This is a genomic window from Bacteroidota bacterium, assembly GCA_016711505.1.
Taxonomy (GTDB): Bacteria; Bacteroidota; Bacteroidia; order AKYH767-A; family 2013-40CM-41-45; genus JADKIH01.
In genome coordinates, this window is sequence record JADJSV010000001.1 from 795,365 (window position 1) to 819,124 (window position 23,760).

Here is a 23,760-nt window from a genome sequence, read left to right on the forward strand (position 1 = left end):
TCCCTCTAACCCCTAATTCAAATGAAAAAAATCCTACTCTCATTAATTATTGCATGTGCCATTTCAGTAACCGGATACTCACAATGTGCACCCGGTTTTTCTGAAATCATCGTGCAGATCATTCCGGATACTCATCCGACTGAAACTTCCTGGACCATTACTGATAACACCGGAAATGTCGTAGCCCTCGGTGGCTCAGATGGCGATACGATTTGTCTGGCAGATAATGAATGTGATATGTTTACCATCCATGATATTTTCGGAGATGGAATAAACAGTCCCGGAGGATATTTTGTTTATGTGAATGGAATTTTAGTAGGTAGCGGAACAAACTTTGGATTTCAGTATGAGTTTGCTATTAACTGCCCGGCCGGAAGCTTTTGCACTAATGCACTTCCAATCGATACAGGAACCTACACAGGAGTTTTTGAAGATTCCTGGTTCAGCTTCACTCCGACAGCAACGGGAACATATAACTTAAGTACTTGCGGACTCGCTACGTGCAATACACAGATCTGGATGTACACTAGTTGTCCGACAATTCCTTATCAGGATAATGCTACCGGAACTTATGCATACAATGATGACAATGCTTGTGGTTTACAGGCTGACATGAATACTGCACTTTTTGCAGGAACAACATACCTTATCCGTGTTGGAGATGCTTTGAATTCATGTACAGGTTCGATTGATTTTAAATTAGAATATGTCAGCCAGATCCAGGGTTGTATGGATCCATTATCATGTAATTTTAATCCGGTAGCTGTCATCGATGATGGCAGTTGCATCTATCCGCCAAATCCACTTTGTGCCGGACCGGATCTTCAGATCGACTCAATGTCATTCATCACCAGTTTGCAGATAACTTCGCACACCGCTGCAACTTGCGATGTCGATGAAGGTTGTGTAACAGGTTATGGTACCCGATATGTAATGAGATTTACATCGAAGATCAATAACATCGGTACACTTGATTATTATATCGGAAGCCCTTCTTCTCAACCCGGTATGTTTAACACTAACAATTGCCACGGCCATGCACATTATGAAGGCTATGGCGATTATCGTCTGTTCAATTCAGATGGAAATCAAATTCCATCAGGTCACAAAAACGGTTATTGTGTAATTGACCTTTGCGGATTCGGACAGTATACTTGTGGAAACATGGGTATCACAGCAGGATGTTATGATGCATATGGTGCAGGAACACAATGTCAGTGGCTGGATCTTACAGATGTACCAACAGGTGACTATCGTGTAGCTGTAATTATCAATTCAAAACACTTACCGGATGCAATGGGCAGATATGAAACAAACTTTGCAAATAATGCGCTTCAGGTTTGTATGCACATTGAACAACATGCCGGTGGTGCACCGACTTATACACTGCTTCCGAATTGCCAGCCTTATGTAGATTGTACAGGATTACCGGGTGGCGCAAGCGAGAGAGATTGTAATGGTGTTTGTAACGGTCCCGGAGTATATGGCGACACATATTCTAATTCTACATTAGACTCTATGGACGTTATAACATACATGGATCTGATTCAAATCGGACTTCCTCCTTCTGTTTGTTACGATATCAGTGGTGATTCCAGTATTTCCGTTTATGATGCTTCATTGATGAACTGGTGTTTACGTGGAAACAATAGTCATCCGGGTGGAAGCTATCACAACCATTGCAACTTCCCAAGAAACATCGTCAATCCAAGTGACCTTACGGGATTATCCATCAGCAATGTAAATTATGTAGATAATTATTTTGATGTTGAATTATTTTCTCCGAATGCAAATGTAAAATCATTCCAGTTCGCGATCAGCGGTGCTTCTATCAGCTCTGTTGTAAGTCTCGTGAATCCAATAAACTTCCCTGTTGACCTTCGTTTCAAATCTTCTACCAATGAAGTAATTGGAATTTCAGTTGTAGATTCTTCAATAATGAGATCACCAAATGCAACTCAATTAGTAAGAATTTATTTCAATGGATTAACAGATTCAGTTATTTGCATCAGCAGCATCAATGACATCGTAAATCAGGATGCAGAAAGAACTATAGCCTCAGTATATGGTAGCTGTATCCCTGCACTATCAACTGACATAACTACGATTGCTAAGCCATCGGATCTTGTAGTAATTCCAAATCCTGCAAGTGAAAAAGCTTACATCCATATCTCAGGACCTGCAGGTTCAAAAGACGAAATTGAAATTACAGATGCTTCGGGCAGACTTGTAAGAGTTCCTGTATCTTTTGTTCGTGATGCGTGGTATGAAATGGATCTTAATTCACTACCAACCGGAGTTTACTTCGTGATCAGAAAAGGAAATAATGTTTACGGAGTAACTCGATTCATTAAGTTGTAATAAAAGAAATCATCGATCAAAAAAAAATCCTGCCAATCGGCAGGATTTTTTTTGATCTACATAAAACCTTTCACTTTGCTTTATTGTCAAGTTGAATCATAAACCCTGTATTCTGCCCAGTCATTGTTGTCGGTAATTCACCATTCCATTTCTGAACTTTCAGGTATTCAATATACATAGTTGTTAAAGATAGTTGCTCTTTCTTTATTGCTTCTGCCCTACCCGATGCAGCAATTACTGCTTGCGCAGAATCACCACGTGCTACTGCAATTTTTCTTTCTGCATCGGCTACAGCAACCTGTCTTTGATTTTCTGCAACCTGCACCTCTTGAATTGCACGGGTCTTAGCTACGATTGATTCGGTAATTTCTGTTGGCGGAACAATATTCGTTCTCAACTGAGAAACATTGAACCATAAAGAAACACGCTTGTTACACTCTTTTACTATTGAAGATTCGAATTCTTCACGGTGGTTGAAAATTGAATCAACACTATAACGGTTTGCTACGTCATTCACTGAACCAACGATTGCATTCTTCAACCAGCCATGTTCCATTTCCCTTACACCAACTCTGAGGTTCTGAAACATGTTCGCTACATTTCCCGGATTGATGGAATAATTGAACGAAGGTTTTATCGTTGCCCTGAATCCACCTTTTGTAACAATGTCTGCTTCTTCATATTCAATATGCTGCTGATGTATAGGGAACTCATAAATTTTTGAGATCCAAGAATTATAAAACACCCAGCCGGTTACATATTCGGTATTACCTACTCCGCGATTGTCACCAACATTGCTGACTTTTATTCCTACAAATCCTGCATCTATCCTTTCAACATCTATGGGATTTACTATAACCGCTACAATTGCAATTCCCAAAGCAAGCAACAGTTTTTTTGCTTTGAAGATTTTGAACGTATTAGTCTCGTCGAAATAAGAATTCTTTTTGAAGATCTGCAGTATGATACCTGCGATCAGAAACGTAACAACGAATACGATTAGTGGAATGGTGATCATGTGTGGTTGCGGATAAAAATTATGTATGAAATTAAGTGTTTTGTGAATATGAATAATAGTATCAATGCTAAAATTATAAATCCCGCAATCCGAAACCAGCTCTGGGTTAGATCAAAATTGACGAGCAAAGAAATGATCACGAAATTTATCATTACATGCATTATCAATAAAACTGTTCTGATGAAAGTGCTGTTCATTGGCGATAAATATAAATAAAAAAGGAGAGCCTGTACGGGCTCTCCTCCAAAAATATATTCTATCTTTTTATTTTTTATCCTCTTTCACTTCTTCGAAATCGACATCTGTAACTTCGCTGTCGGTTTTCGCTTGTGAACCGCCATCTGCTGAAGGTTGACCTTCTGCACCAGGACCTGCGTTCTGAGTTGCTTTGTACATGTCTTCAGAAGCTGCCTGCCATGCTGTATTCAGTGTAGCAAGAGTTGTATCGATTGCAGCGATATCACGATTCTTGTGAGCTTCTCTCAGATCGTTCAAAGCTTTTTCAATTGCTTCTTTTTTATCTGCAGGAAGTTTGTCGCTATAATCTTTCAGTTGCTTTTCAGTCTGGAAGATCATTGTATCAGCCTGATTTACTTTTTCAGTTTCTTCTTTTACTTTTTTATCTGTTTCAGCATTTGCTTCTGCTTCTGCTTTCATCTTCTTGATCTCTTCATCGCTTAATCCTGATGAAGCTTCAATTCTGATGTTCTGAGATTTGCCTGTAGCTTTGTCTTTCGCTGTAACATGTAACAAACCGTTAGCATCGATATCAAAGATCACTTCGATCTGAGGAATACCGCGCGGTGCAGGTGGAATTCCATCTAAGTGGAAACGACCAATTGTACGGTTATCTTTTGCCATCGGGCGTTCACCTTGCAATACATGGATCTCAACCGAAGGTTGGTTATCAGATGCAGTACTGAATGTTTCGCTTTTCTTAGAAGGGATCGTAGTATTTGATTCGATAAGGCGAGTCATTACACCACCCATTGTTTCAATACCTAATGAAAGTGGAGTAACATCTAAAAGAAGTACATCTTTCACTTCACCTGTTAATACCGCTCCCTGAATCGCTGCACCAATTGCAACTACTTCATCCGGATTCACACCTTTATGTGGTGTTTTACCGAAGAATTTTTCAACCAATTGTTGAATGGCAGGAATACGTGTTGAACCACCTACTAAAATTACTTCCTGAATATCTGAAGGATTCATTCCCGCATCAGCCAACGCTTTTTTACAAGGCTCAAGAGTACGACGGATCAAATCATCACAGATCTGTTCGAACTTTGCACGTGTAAGTGTTTTCACTAAGTGTTTTGGGATTCCATCAACCGGCATGATGTAAGGCAGATTGATCTCTGTCTGTGCAGAACTTGATAATTCGATCTTTGCTTTTTCCGCAGCTTCTTTCAAACGTTGAAGAGCCATTGGATCGCGACGAAGATCGATACCTTCATCTTTTTTGAATTCATCAGCCAACCAGTCAATGATCTTCTGATCGAAATCGTCACCACCAAGGTGAGTATCACCATTAGTTGATTTCACTTCAAACACTCCGTCACCTAATTCAAGTACAGAGATATCGAAAGTACCACCACCTAAATCGAATACTGCGATCTTCTCATCTTTTTTATCTTTATCCAAACCGTATGCTAACGCTGCAGCAGTTGGCTCGTTGATGATACGAAGAACTTTTAATCCTGCGATCTCACCTGCTTCTTTAGTTGCCTGGCGCTGACTGTCGTTAAAATAAGCCGGAACTGTGATCACAGCTTCTGACACTTCATAGCCAAGATATTCTTCAGCAGTTTTCTTCATTTTCTGAAGTACCAATGCTGAAATTTCCTGTGGAGTATACATACGGTCGCCAATTTTCACACGTGGTGTGTTATTGTCGCCTTTTACTACTTCATAAGGAACACGGTCTTTTTCTTTTGTGACACGGTCAAATGTCTCTCCCATAAATCGTTTAATCGAGGAGATCGTATTTTTAGGATTAGTGATGGCCTGACGTTTCGCAGGGTCACCTACTTTACGCTCGCCATTATCCAGGAAAGCTACGATTGAAGGTGTTGTACGACGACCCTCACTGTTAGGGATCACAACAGGCTCGTTTCCTTCCATTACGGAAACACAGCTGTTTGTTGTTCCTAAGTCAATTCCAATTACTTTTCTCATGTTATCTGGTGTTTGTTATTTTTCTGTTTAGTGATAGCCCAATGTCAATCTTAATGCCATGGGACGATTGGCAGAAATATTGGCAGTTTTGACAAAAAACGTTGATTTCGAAATGAAAAAAGAGTGCCAAAAGGGCACGATGCTGCTGGTTGGGACCGGCGCTTTTTTGATAAAAAAAAATACTTTTAACGAATAAAGAACTATATCAGAACTCGAAATTCAGGTCACGGGTGTATTCACTGGAGTCGAAAGCAGCTTGAGTGACAGCATTAGGGAAGAGAAATTCACGGTGCAGCAGGCGGCCGGTGAAAATTCCTAAACCATTTTCTACTGTAGTAAAACTTGGTTTATCTAATACAATTCCGCCGCTTGTATTTTGAAGTCTGTAGTGAGTAACAAGATCCTCTGATGCTTCAGCAATAATAAATTCTATTGGATACTTACCGTTTGCCAACGAATCCAGTCTGATCTTATAACCAGGGCCGCGTTCAGGAATATTATCTCCTACTGCCTTAAAGAAATCATTTTTCTGGAAAATAAATTTTACTTCACTTTCATCGGGGATCTGTTCATTGAAATTCCAATCAAAACTTTTGTCTGTTGAAACATTCGAAGGACTTATTTCCCGGTAATGAAAACGGATAGTAAAATCATGCAGAAAAGAATTACCGGTTGTGAAGTCATAAATAACCTGGTATGGAACAGGATTCGATGCAAGGTCAATGATGTTATTCAATAAAACATTTGGTGAATTTACAGTTACATCTTTAAGCATCTTTGCTGTTGAGCGGGCAGTGACACCTGTCTCACGATTGGTAACTACAATTCTATAAGTAGCATCGGGCAGAAGCTTCTGTGTTGTCTTGTACATTACTTGATATGGATATCCAAAGGCACCGGAATCTTTTGCAATCTCGGTAGTTCGTTGCATTATAAAAGTCGAATCAACATTGTTCAACCTTACTTTCTCTAACTTAACATCAAGTATATCAGCATAGTTTGTTGAGTCAGCTTGTTGTGCCATTTTAAATACATCTCCTTCTCCCAGAAATGCTTTTCCGACATGAACATAATGGACTGAATCTAAAGGATTTAACAATCCGTTGATCACTATGATCTCTTTATAAGGTGCAGCAACATCAAAATCTGTTGAGCAACTGTTGAATAAACCCAGAAGAGCGGCGAATGCTGAAAGCAGAAATATTTTTTTCATCAATGCAAATCTAAATTTTTTCATCATTCAAAAGAACTATTTGTAGCTTTGAAGACCAACCTTAACAGTTCATTAAGAACAATTGATTTATAAGGCTAAAAACACTCCTATGTCTATTGCTAAATCCGAAGATAAAAAAGTAACAACCAACACCCTTCAAGAGATGAAGAAGCGCGGTGAAAAGATCAGTATGCTGACAGCATATGATTTTTCATTAGCGAGAATCCTGGACGCTGCCGGAATAGACGTGCTGCTGGTGGGCGATTCAGCTTCCAAATGTAATGGCAGGACATGAAACTACATTGCCAATTACTCTGGACCAGATGATCTATCACGCTGCTGCTGTAGTGCGCGCTGTGAAGAGAGCATTGGTAGTTGTAGACCTTCCCTTTGGCTCATACCAGGGGAATTCTAAAGAGGCGCTCAACTCTTCAATCCGGATCATGAAAGAATCCGGCGCCCATGCTGTTAAAATGGAAGGCGGTCGCGAGATCAAGGACTCGATTGAAAGGATCCTTTCTGCGGGTGTACCTGTGATGGGTCACTTAGGACTGACTCCACAATCTATCTATAAATTCGGAACTTATGTTGTCCGTGCTAAAGAAGAAGTTGAAGCAAACAGGCTTTTAGAAGATGCTCACATTCTTGCTGAAAGTGGTTGTTTCGCTCTCGTACTGGAAAAAATTCCAGCACAATTAGCTTCAAAAGTTGCTCAGGAAGTCAAGATCCCTATCATCGGAATTGGTGCCGGTGGCGGTGTCGATGGACAGGTTCTGGTTTTACATGATATGCTTGGGATCACTCATGAATTCCATCCAAGATTCCTACGCAGGTACATGAATTTATATGACGATATCAAAAGTGCGACAGAGAGCTATATAAAAGACGTGAAGAGTAAGGATTTCCCGAGTGAGAAGGAACAATACTGATACCAGGATTAATCTGAATCGGATCGAATATTCAAAGGTTGATGAATTGAATTTATGGATTGAACAATTGCTGCCGATAATGAAAAATGTAAGATATCAGGGATTAATCCTCCCTTTTTACTTTATAAGAACGTACTTTTCAAGACTATGAAATCCACCACCACAGACCACAAAAGAGCGCCGGAAGTTGGCGTTGATGACAACATGAATTCTCCCGAAATACTTTACGAAGACAATCATCTTATTGCAGTCAATAAAAAACCCGGCGATATAGTTCAAGGTGATAAAACCGGTGACAAGCCGATGTCAGAATATTTGAAAGATTATGTGAAAGACAAATTTCAGAAACCCGGTGCAGTTTTTTTAGGTGTAGTTCATCGTATTGACAGACCTGTTAGTGGTGTGGTAATTTTCGCAAGAACAAGTAAAGCTCTTGCAAGGATGAATGAATTTTTCAGAGAGAAAAAAGTCCGGAAAACATATTGGGCTGTTGTAAAGAACAGACCTGCTGATGAAAGAGGAACGTTGATCCATTACCTGAAAAAGGATGAAGCCAAAAACAAAAGTAAGGCTTTCGATTATGAAGTTCCGGGTTCTTCCCGTTCGTGGCTCGACTATAAAATAATCGGTAAATCTGATAACTACTATCTGCTTGAAATCACGCCACACACCGGTCGTCATCATCAGATCCGTGTTCAGTTAGCTGCAATCGGTTGTCCGATAAAAGGAGATCTGAAATACGGTTATGACCGTTCAAATGAAAATGGTTCAATACACTTACATGCTCGTCATGTTCGCTTTACTCACCCCGTAAAAAAAGAAGAAATTCATATCACTGCTCCTGTTCCGAATGATCCGATCTGGAAGTTTTTTGAGAAACAGGACCACACTTTGTAATGAAATAAATGAAGTGGAAAGAAGTGAAATTAAATGAAGTGGAATGAAGTGGAATGAAGTGGAATGAAGTGGAATGAAGTGAAATGAAGTAAAATTGTTCCATATCCGCACGGCATTATACTTCATTTCACTTCTTTATACTTCATTTCACTTCTTTATATTTCTTTATACTTCATTTCACTTCATTATACTTCATTTCACTTCATTTCTTAAACTATTTGTTCAAATACATTTTTTTCACCTCATCAAACGTCGGAAAATCGTTGTGATGCCACATGCCTTTTACAACGCCATTCTGAAGCAATACAAGACCGGGGTTTGAACGAACGATGGTTTTCAGAGTGGTTCCATCAGTAAAATAATAATCGAATGTCGAATTGTGCTGATGTCTGAAATCGTCAACTTCTTTTGGAGCAGACGCTGTTAATCCCATGAACTCTACTCCTGCTTTCTGACAAAGTGCAACAAAGTCGTTTACCTGTGATTGAACTCCTTCATCAGAGTGCTTGATATCGTAAGCAACAAGAAGGAACACGCTTGGTTGTTTGAGAACATCTTCAGTAATATCTGACCCATCAACTGAGTTGATTGTAAAATCGTGGATCTTTGGTTTATCTCCTTCAACAATAACTTTATCTTTTCTGTCAATGAATTTATAAGTGTCATCCAGAGTAGACAATTGATCCATGTTGAGTTCTAATTGTTTTCCATCTTTTCATAGATAAAGACCATAACTACACTATCTTTTTTCGCATTTGGCGGAAGTTGCATTCCTTCCGGAATACTTGAGCCAATTGCATACGGACGGAAATCAATTACCGGTAAATGCATGTAGCAATACATAGAAAAACAAAATGAAGCTATAAATCCTGCATAGGCAGCATAAGTAGATGCTGTTTCTCCAAACAATGGTTTGATCTCATTTCGCTTTATAAAAATAAATGTGATCAGAACGAGCAAGACAATGTCTTTCATGAATGACTGGAAAGGTGTCAGATGCAATGCATCGCCAAAGCAACCACAATCTTTTACTACATCAAAATGCCATGAATAGAAAGTGAGGAAAGTGAAAAATACGATCATCAATAACAATGACCAGACAGTAAATTTCATTTTTGCGCCAAGTAATAACGCTACACCAATACCAATCTCAAAAGCGCAAATCCCAATTGCCATAGCCAGAGAAGCGAACTTCAGCCATGGCATGTTGAATACTTCAAAATACTCATCAAGCTTATAAGAAAAACCAAGCGGGTCATTAGCTTTTATAAATCCTGAAATAATAAATAAAACTCCGACAAGTAATCTCGAGATCTGAGCAAGAATTTTCATAAGCCTCTTTTTAGTTTTCTGATTCCAGTTTTATCAAAGCAAAAACGGAATAATTAATTATATCGTAATAATTCGCATCAATACCTTCACTTACCAGTGTACTGCCTTTGTTATCTTCGATCTGCTTGATCCGAAGTAATTTCATTAAGATCAGATCGGTCATCGAACTTGTACGCATACCACGCCAGGCTTCACCATAATCATGATTCTTATCTTCCATCAACTCCTTGGATTTCTTTACATGAAACTCAAAATGACGGGTCACTTCCGAAGCAGGCATTTCAAGATTCTCTTCGCTACCCATTTCAATTTGAATCAAGGCGATCACACAATAATTAATGATACCCACAAACTCTCCGTCTATCGTATCATTGATTTTCTGGATACCCTTCTCCTCTATGCTTCTGATGCGTTGGGCTTTGATAAAGATCTGATCTGTAATTGAACTCAGTCTGAGGATACGCCACGCCGTGCCATAATCCTTCATCTTATTGATGAAAAGATCTTTGCAACGGTCGATGATCTCGTTATAATGAGCTGAAGTGCTTTTAGTCATTTCTTTTGCCGGTAATGAAATTTCGGCTTCTGATTTCATTTCTTAATTGATTGTGTATTTTCGTACGGAAATTAATGATCTAAGACCATTTATGAACGATTGCGAAGATACATTTTTAAACATGAATTTATCCTTAAACTGCCGGGGACAGCTTCTGGATTTATCAACACCTGCAATCATGGCAATAGTGAATGTAACCCCGGATTCCTTCTTTGATGGCGGTAAATATTCCTCAGAAAAAAGTTTACTGCATCATGTTGAATTTCTTCTTTCTAATGGCGCCAATATATTGGATTTAGGTGCTCAATCGACCCGACCGGGTGCCGAATTGATCAGCGAATCTGAAGAATGGAATCGTATCGAAAAAGCTATTCCCGTCATTCTGAAAGAGTTTCCAAAAGCTATCATTTCAGTCGACACATTCTATAGCGGCATTGCAATAAAAACTGCAGACCAAGGAGCTGCAATTATAAATGATATCAGCGGCGGAACACATGATGAGAAGATGTTTGAAACGATGGCTGATTTAAAATTGCCATACGTTTTGATGCATATTCCGGGTACTACGAGATCAATGCATACCAAATCCGAAAACATCAATATTGTTCTCGAAGTATGGAATTATCTGGATAAAAAAATAGCTGAACTGAAATCTTTGGGCATAACTCAAATAATTATCGATCCCGGATTCGGTTTTGGAAAAACGATTGACCAGAATTATTCATTACTGAAGAATATGCACGCCTTCAACAATTTCAGACTCCCGATACTTGCCGGCATGAGCAGGAAATCGATGGTTACTAAAGTACTGAATGTAAATTCCGAAAATGCATTGAATGGTACCACCGTTCTCAACACACTTGCTCTATTGAAGAATGCTTCCATCCTGAGAGTTCATGATGTTATTGAAGCAAAACAGGTGATAACTCTTGTCGAACAATATAGAAAGGTTGAATAATATTTGACAATTTTGTACACATAATTCGAATAACGAATAACGGACTCAAATAAAAAGAAAGCAATTGTAATTTAGTATCCTGTGCTAATTACTACTTACGACTTACTACTCAACTAAAAAGAAAAAATGGACCTTTTCCACATAGGCTTTCTCACCATCAGGCTCATCGACCTGATTGATATTGCTATTGTGACCTTTCTTCTCTATAAACTTTATAACCTTTTACGGGGTGGAGTTGCTATTAATATATTCATCGGTTTACTTACAGTATATGCATTGTACTGGATCTGTGTAAAGATCCTGAACATGGAACTACTGGGAACGATACTCGGACAATTCATCAGTCTTGGATTTATTGCATTGATCATCGTCTTCCAGCAGGAAGTGCGGAGATTTTTAATTGTGTTGGGGACGAACAATATTTTATCAAAAAACAATTTTACCAAACAATTTCTGCCATGGAACTGGCAGACTCAGAAAAATCCGCCACTTGATATTTCCGCTATTGTAAAAGCCTGCAGACAAATGTCGAAAAGCCGGACCGGAGCGATCATTGTACTTGCAAAATCTTCACAACTAAAATATTTTTCAAATACGGGAGATATTATGGATGCCGATATATCACAACGTCTGATTGAAAGTATCTTTTTTAAAAATTCTCCAATGCATGATGGCGCTATCATCATCGTGAATAATAAAATAAAAGCTGCAAGATGCGTTTTACCGGTAACAGAAAATGTTGACCTACCCGCTCATCTGGGAATGCGGCACAGAGCTGCTATTGGCGTGACTGAACAGAGCGATGCAATTGCATTAGCTGTTTCCGAAGAGACCGGTGATATTTCAATTGCTAAAGAGGGACAAATTCAGTTGAATGTGTCGTTGGATGAATTGGAGAAGAATCTGAGGTTGGAGTTTGAGCAATAGGTTAAAATAAATGAAGTGGAATGAAGTGAAATGAAGTGGAATGAAGTGAAATGAAGTGAAATGAAGTGGAATGAAGTGGAATGAAATGAAATTTAGTTGGAAGTATTCGATGAATCATTCATCATCTGAAACTTCTTTACCAGTTCCTCATCACTGATTCCCATTTCAAGTTGTTCGTATGTAGCTTGGGCACTTGGGGCTAATGGATCGTTTGGAAAACGTTGTACGAATTCTTTGTATTTTGCTTTTGCAGATTCAGGTGAATGTAATTCTGTATCATAAACAAATGCCTGCATAAAAAGTGCGGAGGCACACCGGGGATGGTCCGGATATTTATTCAATAAGCGACCAAGTATTTCAATAGTTGTATTCGGATCGCGTAATACTATTTGATAGATCTGCAGCTTTGAATAAAAAGCTACCACTCATTGTATCTTTAGGATAAAGCTCTACGAATTTCAGATACATTTCTTTAACTGCTTTTCCCTTTTCAAGATTTACTACCAGAGAAGTGTCATTGATCAATCCTCGTTTTGCAATCGTTTTATCTGAGAAATTAAGTTCTCCTTTTCAAGAACATGCTCCAAGAAAAAAGTATTACAACAAAAATTAAAAGTGACCTGACAATTTTCATCTCCATTAATTATTTTTGAAGTACTTTCCCTTTATAGGAAATTTCATTTTATAATCTACATCGACAATTCCCTGAGAAATATTAGCAAGTTTATTCTTGATGAGTCTTTGTCTTAACGGCGAAATTCTATCAGTAAAAAGTATCCCTTCAATATGGTCGTATTCATGCTGTATGATTCGTGCAGCCATTCCATCAAAAGTCTTCTTCTGCAATTTCCAGTTTGCATCGTAGTATTCAATGTACAGTTCTTTCTTCCGTTGAACATCTTCACGAACACTTGGAATTGATAAACAACCTTCATTGAATTTCCAAAGTACTCCCGACTCTTCTTTGATCACAGCATTGATAAATACTTCTTTGAAATCTTTAACAGGATCTTCTTCGAATGGTGCACCATCGATCACAAACAATCGAATGGATAGTCCGATCTGAGGCGCAGCCAGTCCTACTCCACTGCTATCATACATCGTCTCGAACATATCGTCAATTAACTCTTTTAATTTCGGATACTTCTTATCAATATCAAGTGCCTTCTTTTTTAGCACCGGATCACCATAAGCGATGATTGGGTAAATCATATTAACTCAATTTTCAAATCTGATTTGCATTCATATACGATTGCAAAATAATTACTGCACTGGTCTGATCGATCAACGATTTATTTCGGCGTTCCATCTTCTTTACACCACTCATTAAAATAGCCTGTTGGGCCATCTTGGAAGTAAATCGCTCGTCAAATCGGGCAACCTGACATTTCAGGAAATGCTTTCTTTATCGCCTTTACAAATTGTTCGACCTGGGGAGTGACTTCTGAAGCGGTATTATCCATTTGTCGTGGCTCACCAATAACCACTAATTCTACCTCCTGAGCAATGAAATATTTCTTCAGGTACTCAATAATGTCTTTCGAATGAACGGTATCTAATGCTGTAGCAATTATCTTGTTAGGGTCTGTTACGGCTATACCGACTCGCTTGGTTCCATAGTCAATTGCCATAATTCTTCCCATTTTGCAAATATAACTGAAAAATATGATTTTGCATCACTTTTACTGACCGTTCAATCAACAATTGCACTGAATAGTTGACTGAAAAGTCAGAAGAAAAGTATTGCTACTTTGGATATGGAAACTTTCCTTTGTTCTCAAGAAAATTGAATTTTTTATGAGAGATATAATAGAGAAAGCGTGGGAAAATCGTGAGCTTTTGAAGGAAGAAAGTACTCAGGATTGTATCCGTCAGATCATTGAAGAACTGGACAAAGGCAGAATGCGTGTTGCAGAACCTAGTCCAACAGGATGGATAGTAAACGATTGGATCAAAAAAGCGGTAATTCTATATTTCCCTATACAGAAAATGGAAACATTCCATGCCGGACCGATGGAATTTCACGATAAAATGAAGCTCAAAAACGATTATGCAGGCCAAGGCGTTCGTGTAGTTCCACATGGTATTGCACGGTATGGAAGTTATCTTGCAAAAGGCGTGATCATGATGCCATCGTACGTAAATATCGGCGCATATGTAGACGAAGGCACTATGGTCGATACCTGGGCTACTGTTGGTTCCTGTGCCCAGATTGGCAAGAATGTACACTTAAGTGGGGGCGTCGGAATTGGCGGCGTATTAGAACCCGTTCAGGCTGCTCCTGTGATCATTGAAGACAATTGCTTCATTGGCTCCCGATGTATCGTCGTAGAAGGCGTTCATGTTGAATCAGAAGCTGTACTTGGTGCGAATGTAGTTCTTACAATGTCTACAAAAATTATTGATGTTACAGGTCCTTCTCCTATTGAATACATCGGGAAAGTTCCCGCGAAGTCAGTGGTGATTCCCGGCTCGTATACCAAAAAATATCCTGCCGGTGAATATCAAGTTCCTTGTGCCCTAATAATTGGAAAACGAAAAGAGAGTACCGATAAAAAGACTTCGTTGAATTCAGCATTAAGAGAATATGGTGTTTCTGCATAGAATGTTTACTGAAATTTAGAAATGAAATTCCTTGTCATACAAACCGCTTTTACCGGTGATGTAATTCTTGCTACAGCACTGTTAGAAAAAATTCATTCATCATTTCCGATGCTGAAATAACCATGCTTGTACGAAAAGGAAATGAAACGCTTTTAAGCAATCATCCTTTCTGAAAGAAGTACTGATCTGGGATAAAAAGGAAAACAAATTAAACAACCTTCGCAAACTGATCTCAGTTGTAAGAGCGAAAAAGTTTGATTACGCTATCAATCTTCAGCGATTTGCCGGGACAGGAATTCTCACCGCACTTTCAGGAGCAAAAGAAAAACTCGGGTATGCTAAAAAATCCGATGAGCATTTTTTACAACCGACGATTACCTCACACCATTGGCGATGGAACTCATGAGATCGAGCGCAACCAAGCATTGATCGGTCATCTGGTAGACCAGAAAATTTCTAAATCGCGACTATACCCTTCTCAAGTAGACAAAAACAATATCTCCAATACATTGCTGGTAAAAATACATTACGATATCTCCCGGTTCGGTCTGGTTCACAAAAACTTTTCCTGCTTATAAATGGATAGAACTAATTCAAAAATATAAATCTGAATCACCGGAAACAGTGATCTATTTGTTAGGTTCAAAAACAGAAGCAAGTTTAGGTGATGAGATCATTGCCAAAAGTGGTCATCCTAAAACGGTCAATCTTGCCGGCGCACTTTCCTTTCTGGAATCCACGGCACTCATGTTTACTTCTGAGATGAACTATGTGAACGATTCAGCACCATTGCATATGGCAAGTGCCGTGAACGCTCCGGTAACAGCAGTCTTTTGTTCAACTGTTCCCCGATTTGGTTTTGGTCCGCTTTCAGATAACTCAAGAATTGTAGAAACCGACTTAAAATTAAATTGCCGACCTTGCGGATTGCATGGTTATAAATCGTGCCCAATGACTCATTTCAAATGTGCTCATTCAATTGAGGTCAATAAAATATATTATTCAAAAAAATGAACGAGCAGGTAAAAGCAGAAGTAAAAAAATCACTTGCAGTTTTAAAGAACGGTGGGGTTATCTTATATCCGACAGATACAGTGTGGGGATTAGGATGTGATGCAACCAATCCAGCTGCTGTTAAAAAAGTATATGAAATAAAAAAACGAGCAGAATCGAAGAACATGATCTTGCTTGTAGACATGGAATCAAGAATTTCTACCTATGTAAAAGAAATTCCTGAACAAGCGTGGCCACTAATTGAGTTTACTGATAAGCCGCTAACAATTGTATATGATGGCGCAAGAAATTTACCTCCGGAAATTATTGCTGACGATGGCAGCATAGCAATCAGAGTTACGAAAGATGAATTTTGTAAAAACCTGATTGGCGTCTTGAGAAAACCGTTAGTTTCTACTTCTGCAAATGTCAGCGGAGAACCGGCGCCTGCTATTTTTCAGGAAGTAAGTGAGGAGATAAGAAAATCTGTTGACCTTATTGTGAACTGGAGAAAAGATGACCGTCAACGTGCTCAACCCTCGTCAATTATCAGCCTGAAAAAAGGCGGATTGATTCAGATTCTTAGACCATAATCATTGGCACAAAAACGATTTTCGCCTTTCCTATATAGGTAAAATAGACTTATCTTTGCGCCCCTGAAAAGTATCAGATGAAAAAACACCTACAACACCGCATCTTTTCTGTGATTGCAGAAGAAGCAGAAGCCATGAATCAACAGGCTTTTGTGATAGGCGGTTATGTACGTGATATTTTTCTTAAACGTGAATCCAAAGACATCGACATAGTTGTACTGGGAAGTGGAATTGATCTTGCTCAGCATGTTGCTAAAACATTAGGTGATAATGTAACAGTAAACATCTTCCGGAATTTTGGAACAGCAATGATCAAATTCGATGGATTAGAAATAGAATTTGTTGGAGCACGGAAAGAATCTTACCGACTGGATTCAAGAAAACCAATTGTAGAAGAAGGCACATTAGAAGACGATCAGAAGCGTCGCGATTTTACTATCAATGCAATGGCCATTCATCTCACGAAATCCAATTTCGGAGAATTGCTGGATCCATTCAATGGAGTTAGCGATCTGGAGAATAAGATCATCCGCACACCTTTGGATGCTGACATTACTTTTTCCGACGACCCGTTAAGAATGATGCGGGCAATCCGTTTTGCATCTCAATTGCATTTTCAAATTGACAAGGCAGCAATAGAGTCGATCACTAAAAATTGTGAGCGGATCAAAATTGTGAGTGGTGAAAGAATCTCTGAAGAGTTAAACAAAATCATTCTTTCTTCAAAACCTTCTATTGGACTTGATTTACTATTCAAAACAGGAATATTGCAGATCATTTTCCCTCAGATGTGTTTTTTGCATGGTGTTGAATACATCAACGGACAAGGCCATAAAGATAATTTTTATCATACCTTGCAGGTTCTTGACAATGTCTCTAAGGTCTCTGATGATCTTTGGCTACGTTGGGCAGCCATTTTACATGACATTGCTAAGCCTGCAACGAAACGCTTTGAACCGGGCCAGGGATGGACGTTTCACGGCCATGAAGACAAAGGCGCACGAATGGTAAAGCACATTTTCCGACAACTGAAATTGCCGTTAAATGAGAAAATGAAATTCGTTGAGAAATTGGTTCAACTACATTTGAGACCAATTGTCCTTGCACAAGAACATGTTACAGATTCAGCGATTCGCCGACTATTATTTGATGCCGGTGATGACATCGATGCATTGATGATGTTATGTCATGCCGATGTTACAACAAAGAATGAATATAAAATAAAAAAATATAAAGATAATTTCCGTGTAGTAAGCGATAAATTAAAAGAAGTAGAAGAAAAAGATCGGATCCGAAACTGGCAGCCCCCTATCACGGGCGAGCACATCATGGAAACATTTAATATCAGTCCCGGGAAAGAAGTTGGAATTATTAAAAATGCCATTCGTGAAGCAATTTTAGAAGGCGAAATCCAAAATGATTACAAAGAAGCATTTCAATTAATGTTAAAAATAAGTAAGGACCTGGGACTTGCAGAAAAATGACTTCGAAATTCTGAAAAGAATTGATAAATTTTTATAAAAATTTTTAAAAAGATTTCTTTCTACTTTTGAGCTAGATACAGAATATAACTATGGCAACGTATCGATTAAGAGTAATAATAGAAGACCACGAAGAAGTTGTGAGGGATATTGAGATCAAGTCAACTCAGACTTTTAATGATCTGCATTTGTCAATTCACAATTCAATTGGTTTTGACAGTGATAAACAGGCATCCTTCTACATGAGTGATGACAACTGGAAAAAAGGGAAAGAGATCACTAACAAAAATCTTTCGGAAGCTGAAGAGGCAACGAAAGCACGAATGAAAAATGCTCGTTTGTGCGACTTCATTGTTGATCCGCATCAAAAGATCTACTATATGTTTGATTCAGGACTATGGACGTTCCGAATTGAACTGATCAAGATCAATCGTGACGAGGACCAATATGCACAATACCCAAGATGCATCAAGTCAAGTGGTGAAGCACCAAAACAGTATGGAACAACGCTTGCTGCAGCTTTACCTATTCCTGACGATTTCGATTCACTGGAAGATCTTGATGATGATGATGGCGACGAGGATGATACGGATGGCGACATCCTTGCAATCGATGCAAGCGAATTACCTGAAGGTGAAGAAAAAGATGATACTTTCGTTGCTGCTGTGGGTGATGTAGAGGAAAGTGCTGATGATTTTGGCGCTGACGACGAAAACATGCTTGACGATAGTATCTCAGAAGATAAAGACGAATTTTAATTATCACACATTCCACAATATTATAAAGACCCTCCTACCCGAGGGTTTTTTATTTTAAATAAAATGAAAAAACTCATTGTAATAGGCGGCCCAACTGCATCCGGAAAAACCGGACTGGCAATTGAAATTGCTAATCATTACAATACTGAGATCATCAATGCCGATAGTCGACAGTTTTATAAATACATGAACATCGGAACGGCAAAACCAACGACAGAAGAACAGCCCAAGCAAAACATCACTTTATTGATTTTCTCGAACCCGATCAGGAATACAATGCCGGGAGATTTGAAATTGATGCGCTGGCAAAAATCGCAGAGATCCATGAGAAAAATGATTATGCAATAGTTGTTGGCGGAAGCGGATTATACTTGCGAACACTTTGTGAAGGAATGGATGCTTTCCGGAAACTGATCCGGAGCTAAGAGAGAAATACAATCAGCTTTTCAAAGATCAAGGACTGGAAACCATTCAAAAACTGCTATTTGAAAAAGACCCTGATTACTATTTGATCGTAGATATAAAAAATCCGCATCGTATCATCCGTGCCCTTGAAGTTATTGAACAAACAGGAACGACCTATTCATCACTCCGTAAAAAAGTCAAAGCGGAAAGACCTTTCAAAATTATCAAGATCGCAATTGATATTTCAAGAGATGAATTGTATGAACGAATAAATGACCGTGTAGACAAAATGATCTCTGCGGGTCTGGTCGATGAAGTGAAAAATTTAACAAAATACAGAGATTGTAATGCGCTTAAGACCGTAGGCTATATTGACATCTTCAGTTACCTCGATGGAACAATTTCTTTAGAAACAGCAATTGAACTCATCAAAAAAAATTCACGCAATTATGCAAAACGGCAGATGACGTGGTTCAATAAGGATGAGGAGTTTCATTGGTTCAGCGCGGAGGAGTTTGATGGAATTCCGGAGTACATTGAATCTCAACTTGAATAGTACATTCTCTCTTTATGTCCTCTTTGTTTTCTCTTTTTTCTCTATGGTAAAATTTTAACACAGAGAAAAAAGAGGAAATAAAGAGAGAAAAAAGAGAACCATATAATGATTACTCTGGCATTAAGACAAGTTTTGCATAATTGTCCGTCTTAAAATATTTGTCTGCGAAGTGGATAAAGTCTGGTCCTTTAAGCGAATTAACCCATTCATTATAAGAATCCATATCGGCTAACTTTTCATTATTCTTATCAGCTGATACCATAGCTGCTAACCAAAAAGAGTTTTCTTTCAATGCCGTTTCGCGTTCGCGGATGAATGTCTGCTTTATTTTTCAAGATTTTTCTCATCACAACCTTTTGCTTTTACCTCGGCAATCACAGTCAGAACAGCTTGAACCAATGAATCAACATTTTCAGGCTTGCAATTGAAGCCAACAGTATTTTCAAGTTTGGAATTGGAAATTAGCAGGGGTTTAAATTGAAACTTACTCCATACACTCCACTTTTGTCTTCTCGCAAAACTTCTCTTAAGCGGATACTGACCAATTTATTCAATGCATAAACTTCATTTCTATTCAATGGTGTGTAATCAAAGTCCATATTCCATCGCAGAGAGACATAACTTTTAGGGGCAATCCCTTCTTGAACTGTTTTTTGAACTTGCCCTTTCGGATAACGAGCACCAATGTCCTTCCACTTTTTCACGTTTCCGGTTGAAGGCAAATTGCCAATATATTTTCAGGCAAAATTCTTCAGTGAATCGACATCAAAGTTCCCAACGAAATAAAAATTAGTGCCGGAAACATCACTCATCAGTTCTTTATAAATTGCAAAAGCTCTTTCTGACTTGATGCTATCAAGAAGCTCCATTGTCATTGGTCTTGCGGCATAATGATATCCCGACATAAAATAATTTACCGTGTCATTATAAACCGATTGAGGATTTACACTTTTATTTTTCAGTGCTGTTCTTCTGGCTTCCATTAATTGCGCAAAAGCATCTTTATCAATTCTCGGCATTGTGTGATACCCATAGATCAATTCCATCAATGTCTCCAGATCTTTAGGAGCACAACTTCCATTCAATCCCTGATAGAGAGCAGTAATACTTGGAGTACAATTAACTGTTTTACCTGCAAGCATCTTATCCAGCATAGTTGCATCAAATTCACCTAGTCCTGAATTATCGACAATTGCATCAGCCGAAATTGCAGAATAAAAATCCTTACGATCTGTAATTGACCATCCACCCTTATTATAACTTGAAAAAATTATCTTATCATTATTGAAATCAGTTGGTTTAACTGTAACAGTAATGTCGTTTCCAAATTTCCATTTTGTGATACCATATTTTTCATTCTTTTCTTCGGAAATAATAGCAGCAGGGTTTCAGAATTGCCTCTATCAAAGGTTTGTTACTCACTTTATCTACATATGCTCCAGCTTCGCTACTTTAACATCATTAAACATTTTCTTTACTTCAGCTTCAGTTGGGATAACAATTCCATCTTTCTGAGGATAAGTAAATAATGCAAAACAATTCTCACTTCCTGTAAGATAATTTTTTCCTATCACTCCTATTTCATCTAATGTAGCTTGAGAAATAAAAAAGTATAGTACTCATATTCTTTTTCAATCCCCGGGATTGGTTCTTTTGAAAGAAAGTTGCTTACATATTCCCGGGCATAACCTGATGAAGGAGATTTATCTCTTTCGTTATATGCACGCTTTATATTATCCAGAGCATCTGCTTTTACGCGGTCTAATTCGGTTTGTGTAAAACCATGTCGACGAATTCTTTCCATTTCCTGCATTAATACAGTCAGCGCAATTTTGAATTTCGTTTCAGTACATCTTGCACTGATATCAAAAGTACTTTTCGTTCTGACAAACCCTCCAAAACCCCCGCCGGCAGCGAGAAACGGAGCATCTGCTTTTCTGCTTATCTCACTTAATCTTGCATTCATCATGGATGAGAAAAGCTGCTTGACTATATCATCGCGAAAATCATTTATTTTAACATTCGTTACCCGGGGTAATTTGTATAACAATTCAATGCTGGAAGTTGTATTCTCTTTATCTGTTACAGAAGCATACAACATATCCTTTGTTGCAGGAACTTCATATGCCTGCCAGACTTTAGCAGATTTTTTAGCAGGGACTTTCGAGAATTGTTCTTTGATCTTTTTCTCCATAGCATCGATATCGAAATCACCAACTGCGATTACTGCCATCAGGTCCGGACGATACCAATCATTGTAGAATGCTCTGATCGCACTCTGAGGAGTGTTTTCTATAATTTCCTTTTTACCAATGGGTAACCGCTCTGCATATCTGCTATCTTTAAAAAGTAATGGCCAATACTGTCGGCGCATTCTTTCACCTGCACCTTGTCCGATGCGCCATTCTTCAACAACAACTCCACGCTCCTTTTGAACTTCAACAGAATCAAATGTCAGATTATGCGCCCATTCTTCAAGGATCTGTAAACCTTTATCAACTATATCAGATTTGTCTGTAGGAATCTGTAACATGTAAACAGTTTCATCGAAACTTGTATATGCATTCAGATGCGGTCCGAATTTTGTTCCGACTGATTCAAGGTAATCGATCAGTTCATTTTTCTTAAAACTTGCGGTTCCGTTGAATGCAAGATGTTCTGTCAAATGGGCAATCCCTTGCTGATTGTCGTCTTCAAAATTAGAACCGGCATTCACTGCCAATCTTAATTCTGCTCTCTGTTCTGGTTTTGAATTTTTCCTTACGTAGTACTTCATTCCATTTGGCAGCATTCCGATTCTGATCTTCGGATCAATTGGAATTGGTGCATCGATTTCAATTTGAGCGAATCCGGTATATGATGAACACCATAACAGGACTATTAACAATAGCTTCTTCACAGGCTGTATTTTTTGATTGCTGAAAGATAAAAGTTTCTTTGAAAACTATCGCACTCCTGCTATATTTATCCAATGAAGAAACTACTGTTTTTCCTCTTATTAACACATTCTTTGCAATTAAAATCGCAAGAATCCGGGATAACTAATCATTCATTGACTTATGATGAGTTAATTGCAGAATATCAGCGGCTGGATAAACAATTTGAATCTGCTTCTTTAATTCCTTACGGGAAAACAGATTGCGGAGAATCATTACAGCTATTTGTTATTTCTGCGAATGGAATAAATCAGCCAAAACAGATTCATGAACAAAATAAAATTGTGCTTTTTTATAAACAACGGAATACATCCAGGTGAACCTGATGGTATGGATGCAAGTCTGCGATTTGCAAAAGACCTTTTGTACAAAGAAAAATACCGCGACCTACTTAAAAATGTAGTAGTATGTATAATACCTGCATTTAATATTGACGGTGCTCTCGAAAGAAATTCAAATAGCAGGGTTAATCAGGATGGGCCTGCCGAATATGGTTTTCGCGGAAATGCAAAAAACCTTGACTTGAACAGGGACTTTATAAAAACAGATGCTTTGAATACAAGGTCATTAAAAATGATTCTTCATCAATGGGATCCTGATGTTTTTGTAGATACACATGTATCAGATGGCGCAGACTACCAATACACAATGACTTTAATAAGTTCACAACACAGTAAGGCCAGCCCACCAATTGGTACTTACATGAAGGACATATTCACTCCTTCTCTGTTTAATTCTATGAAGGCAAAAAATGACGAAATGACTCCATACGTCTCAACACTTGTAGAAGAAGGTGTCCCTGATAGTGGCATTGTTGCATTTTTAGAAACGCCACGATTTGGAAGTGGATATGTTACTCTGCTAAATTCATTTTCATTCATAACAGAAACCCATATGCTTAAACCATTTCCTGAACGTGTAAACAGCACTCAAAGATTTTTACATTCTCTGATTTCAATTTGTGATGAAAAGAAAGATGCAATTATCAATGCCAGAAAAAAAGCTTTTGAGTACGATCTGGACATGAAAACTTTCCGTTGAACTATGAAGTCGACCTCAGCA

The 23,760-nt window shown here is 38.4% G+C and carries 21 protein-coding genes and 4 pseudogenes; 12 read left to right on the plus strand and 13 right to left on the minus strand.

The window, feature by feature from the left end; translation table 11 throughout:
• Nucleotides 1-21: 21 nt before the first annotated feature.
• On the plus strand, nt 22-2,361 hold the full coding sequence (locus IPL24_03430; GenBank protein ID MBK8362746.1) for a T9SS type A sorting domain-containing protein: 2,340 nt from the start codon (nt 22-24) through the stop codon (nt 2,359-2,361).
• A gap of 70 nt (nt 2,362-2,431) precedes the next feature.
• Here IPL24_03430 and IPL24_03435 read toward each other — a convergent pair whose 3' ends face one another.
• From IPL24_03435 to IPL24_03445, 3 genes are all read right to left on the minus strand, one after another.
• The gene (locus IPL24_03435; protein MBK8362747.1) at nt 2,432-3,379 is read right to left on the minus strand and encodes a hypothetical protein; all 948 of its coding nucleotides are present in this window, start codon (nt 3,377-3,379) and stop codon (nt 2,432-2,434) included.
• A 264-nt stretch (nt 3,380-3,643) separates the two neighbouring features.
• The gene (gene dnaK / locus IPL24_03440; protein ID MBK8362748.1) at nt 3,644-5,560 is read right to left on the minus strand and encodes a molecular chaperone DnaK; all 1,917 of its coding nucleotides are present in this window, start codon (nt 5,558-5,560) and stop codon (nt 3,644-3,646) included.
• A gap of 205 nt (nt 5,561-5,765) precedes the next feature.
• Nucleotides 5,766-6,773 (minus strand): DUF4249 family protein, encoded by a 1,008-nt coding sequence (locus tag IPL24_03445; GenBank protein ID MBK8362749.1) that lies wholly within the window; start codon nt 6,771-6,773, stop codon nt 5,766-5,768.
• Nucleotides 6,774-6,882: 109 nt separating this feature from the next.
• On the opposite strand from IPL24_03445, the pseudogene panB reads away from it, so the two are divergent.
• Nucleotides 6,883-7,702, plus strand: a pseudogene (gene panB, locus IPL24_03450) (3-methyl-2-oxobutanoate hydroxymethyltransferase).
• A 204-nt stretch (nt 7,703-7,906) separates the two neighbouring features.
• A complete protein-coding gene (locus IPL24_03455; protein MBK8362750.1) occupies nt 7,907-8,599 on the plus strand; it encodes an RluA family pseudouridine synthase in 693 nt (230 codons plus the stop codon).
• Between the two features lie 214 nt (nt 8,600-8,813).
• On the opposite strand, the gene IPL24_03460 is transcribed toward IPL24_03455, so the two are convergent.
• The 3 genes from IPL24_03460 to IPL24_03470 are packed head-to-tail and all read right to left on the minus strand — an operon-like array spanning nt 8,814 to nt 10,487.
• Nucleotides 8,814-9,287 carry a hypothetical protein gene (locus IPL24_03460; GenBank protein ID MBK8362751.1) on the minus strand — a complete coding sequence of 158 codons (474 nt, stop codon included), beginning with the start codon at nt 9,285-9,287 and terminating at the stop codon, nt 8,814-8,816.
• A gap of 8 nt (nt 9,288-9,295) precedes the next feature.
• Nucleotides 9,296-9,931, minus strand: coding sequence for a DoxX family protein (locus IPL24_03465; protein ID MBK8362752.1), 636 nt, complete (start codon nt 9,929-9,931; stop codon nt 9,296-9,298).
• A gap of 10 nt (nt 9,932-9,941) precedes the next feature.
• A complete protein-coding gene (locus IPL24_03470) occupies nt 9,942-10,487 on the minus strand; it encodes a DUF1599 domain-containing protein (GenBank protein MBK8362753.1) in 546 nt (181 codons plus the stop codon).
• Between the two features lie 91 nt (nt 10,488-10,578).
• Between IPL24_03470 and folP the strand changes: the two genes are divergently transcribed.
• Nucleotides 10,579-11,445 carry a dihydropteroate synthase gene (gene folP / locus IPL24_03475; protein ID MBK8362754.1) on the plus strand — a complete coding sequence of 289 codons (867 nt, stop codon included), beginning with the start codon at nt 10,579-10,581 and terminating at the stop codon, nt 11,443-11,445.
• A gap of 126 nt (nt 11,446-11,571) precedes the next feature.
• A complete protein-coding gene (locus IPL24_03480; protein ID MBK8362755.1) occupies nt 11,572-12,372 on the plus strand; it encodes a TIGR00159 family protein in 801 nt (266 codons plus the stop codon).
• A 92-nt stretch (nt 12,373-12,464) separates the two neighbouring features.
• Here the strand turns inward: IPL24_03480 and IPL24_03485 are convergent, their stop codons facing one another.
• The 3 genes and pseudogenes from IPL24_03485 to ruvX form a co-directional block, all read right to left on the minus strand.
• Nucleotides 12,465-12,797 carry a tetratricopeptide repeat protein gene (locus IPL24_03485; GenBank protein MBK8362756.1) on the minus strand — a complete coding sequence of 111 codons (333 nt, stop codon included), beginning with the start codon at nt 12,795-12,797 and terminating at the stop codon, nt 12,465-12,467.
• Between the two features lie 214 nt (nt 12,798-13,011).
• On the minus strand, nt 13,012-13,584 hold the full coding sequence (locus IPL24_03490) for a peptide deformylase (GenBank protein MBK8362757.1): 573 nt from the start codon (nt 13,582-13,584) through the stop codon (nt 13,012-13,014).
• Between the two features lie 13 nt (nt 13,585-13,597).
• A pseudogene (ruvX, locus tag IPL24_03495) lies at nt 13,598-14,015 on the minus strand (Holliday junction resolvase RuvX).
• A gap of 154 nt (nt 14,016-14,169) precedes the next feature.
• Here ruvX and IPL24_03500 point away from each other — a divergent pair.
• The 6 genes and pseudogenes from IPL24_03500 to miaA all read left to right on the plus strand — a co-directional run bounded on the left by IPL24_03500 (nt 14,170) and on the right by miaA (nt 19,762).
• Entirely contained in the window at nt 14,170-14,976 is an 807-nt protein-coding gene (locus IPL24_03500; protein ID MBK8362758.1) for a 2,3,4,5-tetrahydropyridine-2,6-dicarboxylate N-succinyltransferase, read from the plus strand.
• 21 nt (nt 14,977-14,997) lie between these two features.
• Nucleotides 14,998-15,990 (plus strand): annotated as a pseudogene (locus tag IPL24_03505) (glycosyltransferase family 9 protein).
• On the plus strand, nt 15,987-16,562 hold the full coding sequence (locus IPL24_03510) for a threonylcarbamoyl-AMP synthase (GenBank protein MBK8362759.1): 576 nt from the start codon (nt 15,987-15,989) through the stop codon (nt 16,560-16,562). The pseudogene IPL24_03505 and the gene IPL24_03510 overlap by 4 nt, the downstream one beginning before the upstream one ends.
• 77 nt (nt 16,563-16,639) lie before the next feature.
• On the plus strand, nt 16,640-18,046 hold the full coding sequence (locus IPL24_03515; protein MBK8362760.1) for an HD domain-containing protein: 1,407 nt from the start codon (nt 16,640-16,642) through the stop codon (nt 18,044-18,046).
• An 89-nt stretch (nt 18,047-18,135) separates the two neighbouring features.
• A complete protein-coding gene (locus tag IPL24_03520; GenBank protein MBK8362761.1) occupies nt 18,136-18,801 on the plus strand; it encodes a hypothetical protein in 666 nt (221 codons plus the stop codon).
• A gap of 63 nt (nt 18,802-18,864) precedes the next feature.
• A pseudogene (gene miaA, locus IPL24_03525) lies at nt 18,865-19,762 on the plus strand (tRNA (adenosine(37)-N6)-dimethylallyltransferase MiaA).
• A 461-nt stretch (nt 19,763-20,223) separates the two neighbouring features.
• On the opposite strand, the gene IPL24_03530 reads toward miaA, so the two are convergent.
• The 4 genes from IPL24_03530 to IPL24_03545 form a co-directional block, all read right to left on the minus strand.
• A complete protein-coding gene (locus IPL24_03530; GenBank protein MBK8362762.1) occupies nt 20,224-20,484 on the minus strand; it encodes a hypothetical protein in 261 nt (86 codons plus the stop codon).
• Nucleotides 20,485-20,499: 15 nt separating this feature from the next.
• Complete coding sequence (locus tag IPL24_03535) at nt 20,500-20,916, minus strand: hypothetical protein (protein MBK8362763.1); 417 nt, start codon at nt 20,914-20,916, stop codon at nt 20,500-20,502.
• 273 nt (nt 20,917-21,189) lie between these two features.
• A complete protein-coding gene (locus IPL24_03540) occupies nt 21,190-21,336 on the minus strand; it encodes a hypothetical protein (protein ID MBK8362764.1) in 147 nt (48 codons plus the stop codon).
• 11 nt (nt 21,337-21,347) lie between these two features.
• Entirely contained in the window at nt 21,348-22,661 is a 1,314-nt protein-coding gene (locus IPL24_03545; GenBank protein MBK8362765.1) for an insulinase family protein, read from the minus strand.
• A 304-nt stretch (nt 22,662-22,965) separates the two neighbouring features.
• On the opposite strand from IPL24_03545, the gene IPL24_03550 reads away from it, so the two are divergent.
• Nucleotides 22,966-23,739, plus strand: coding sequence for a hypothetical protein (locus IPL24_03550; GenBank protein ID MBK8362766.1), 774 nt, complete (start codon nt 22,966-22,968; stop codon nt 23,737-23,739).
• Nucleotides 23,740-23,760: the final 21 nt, after the last annotated feature.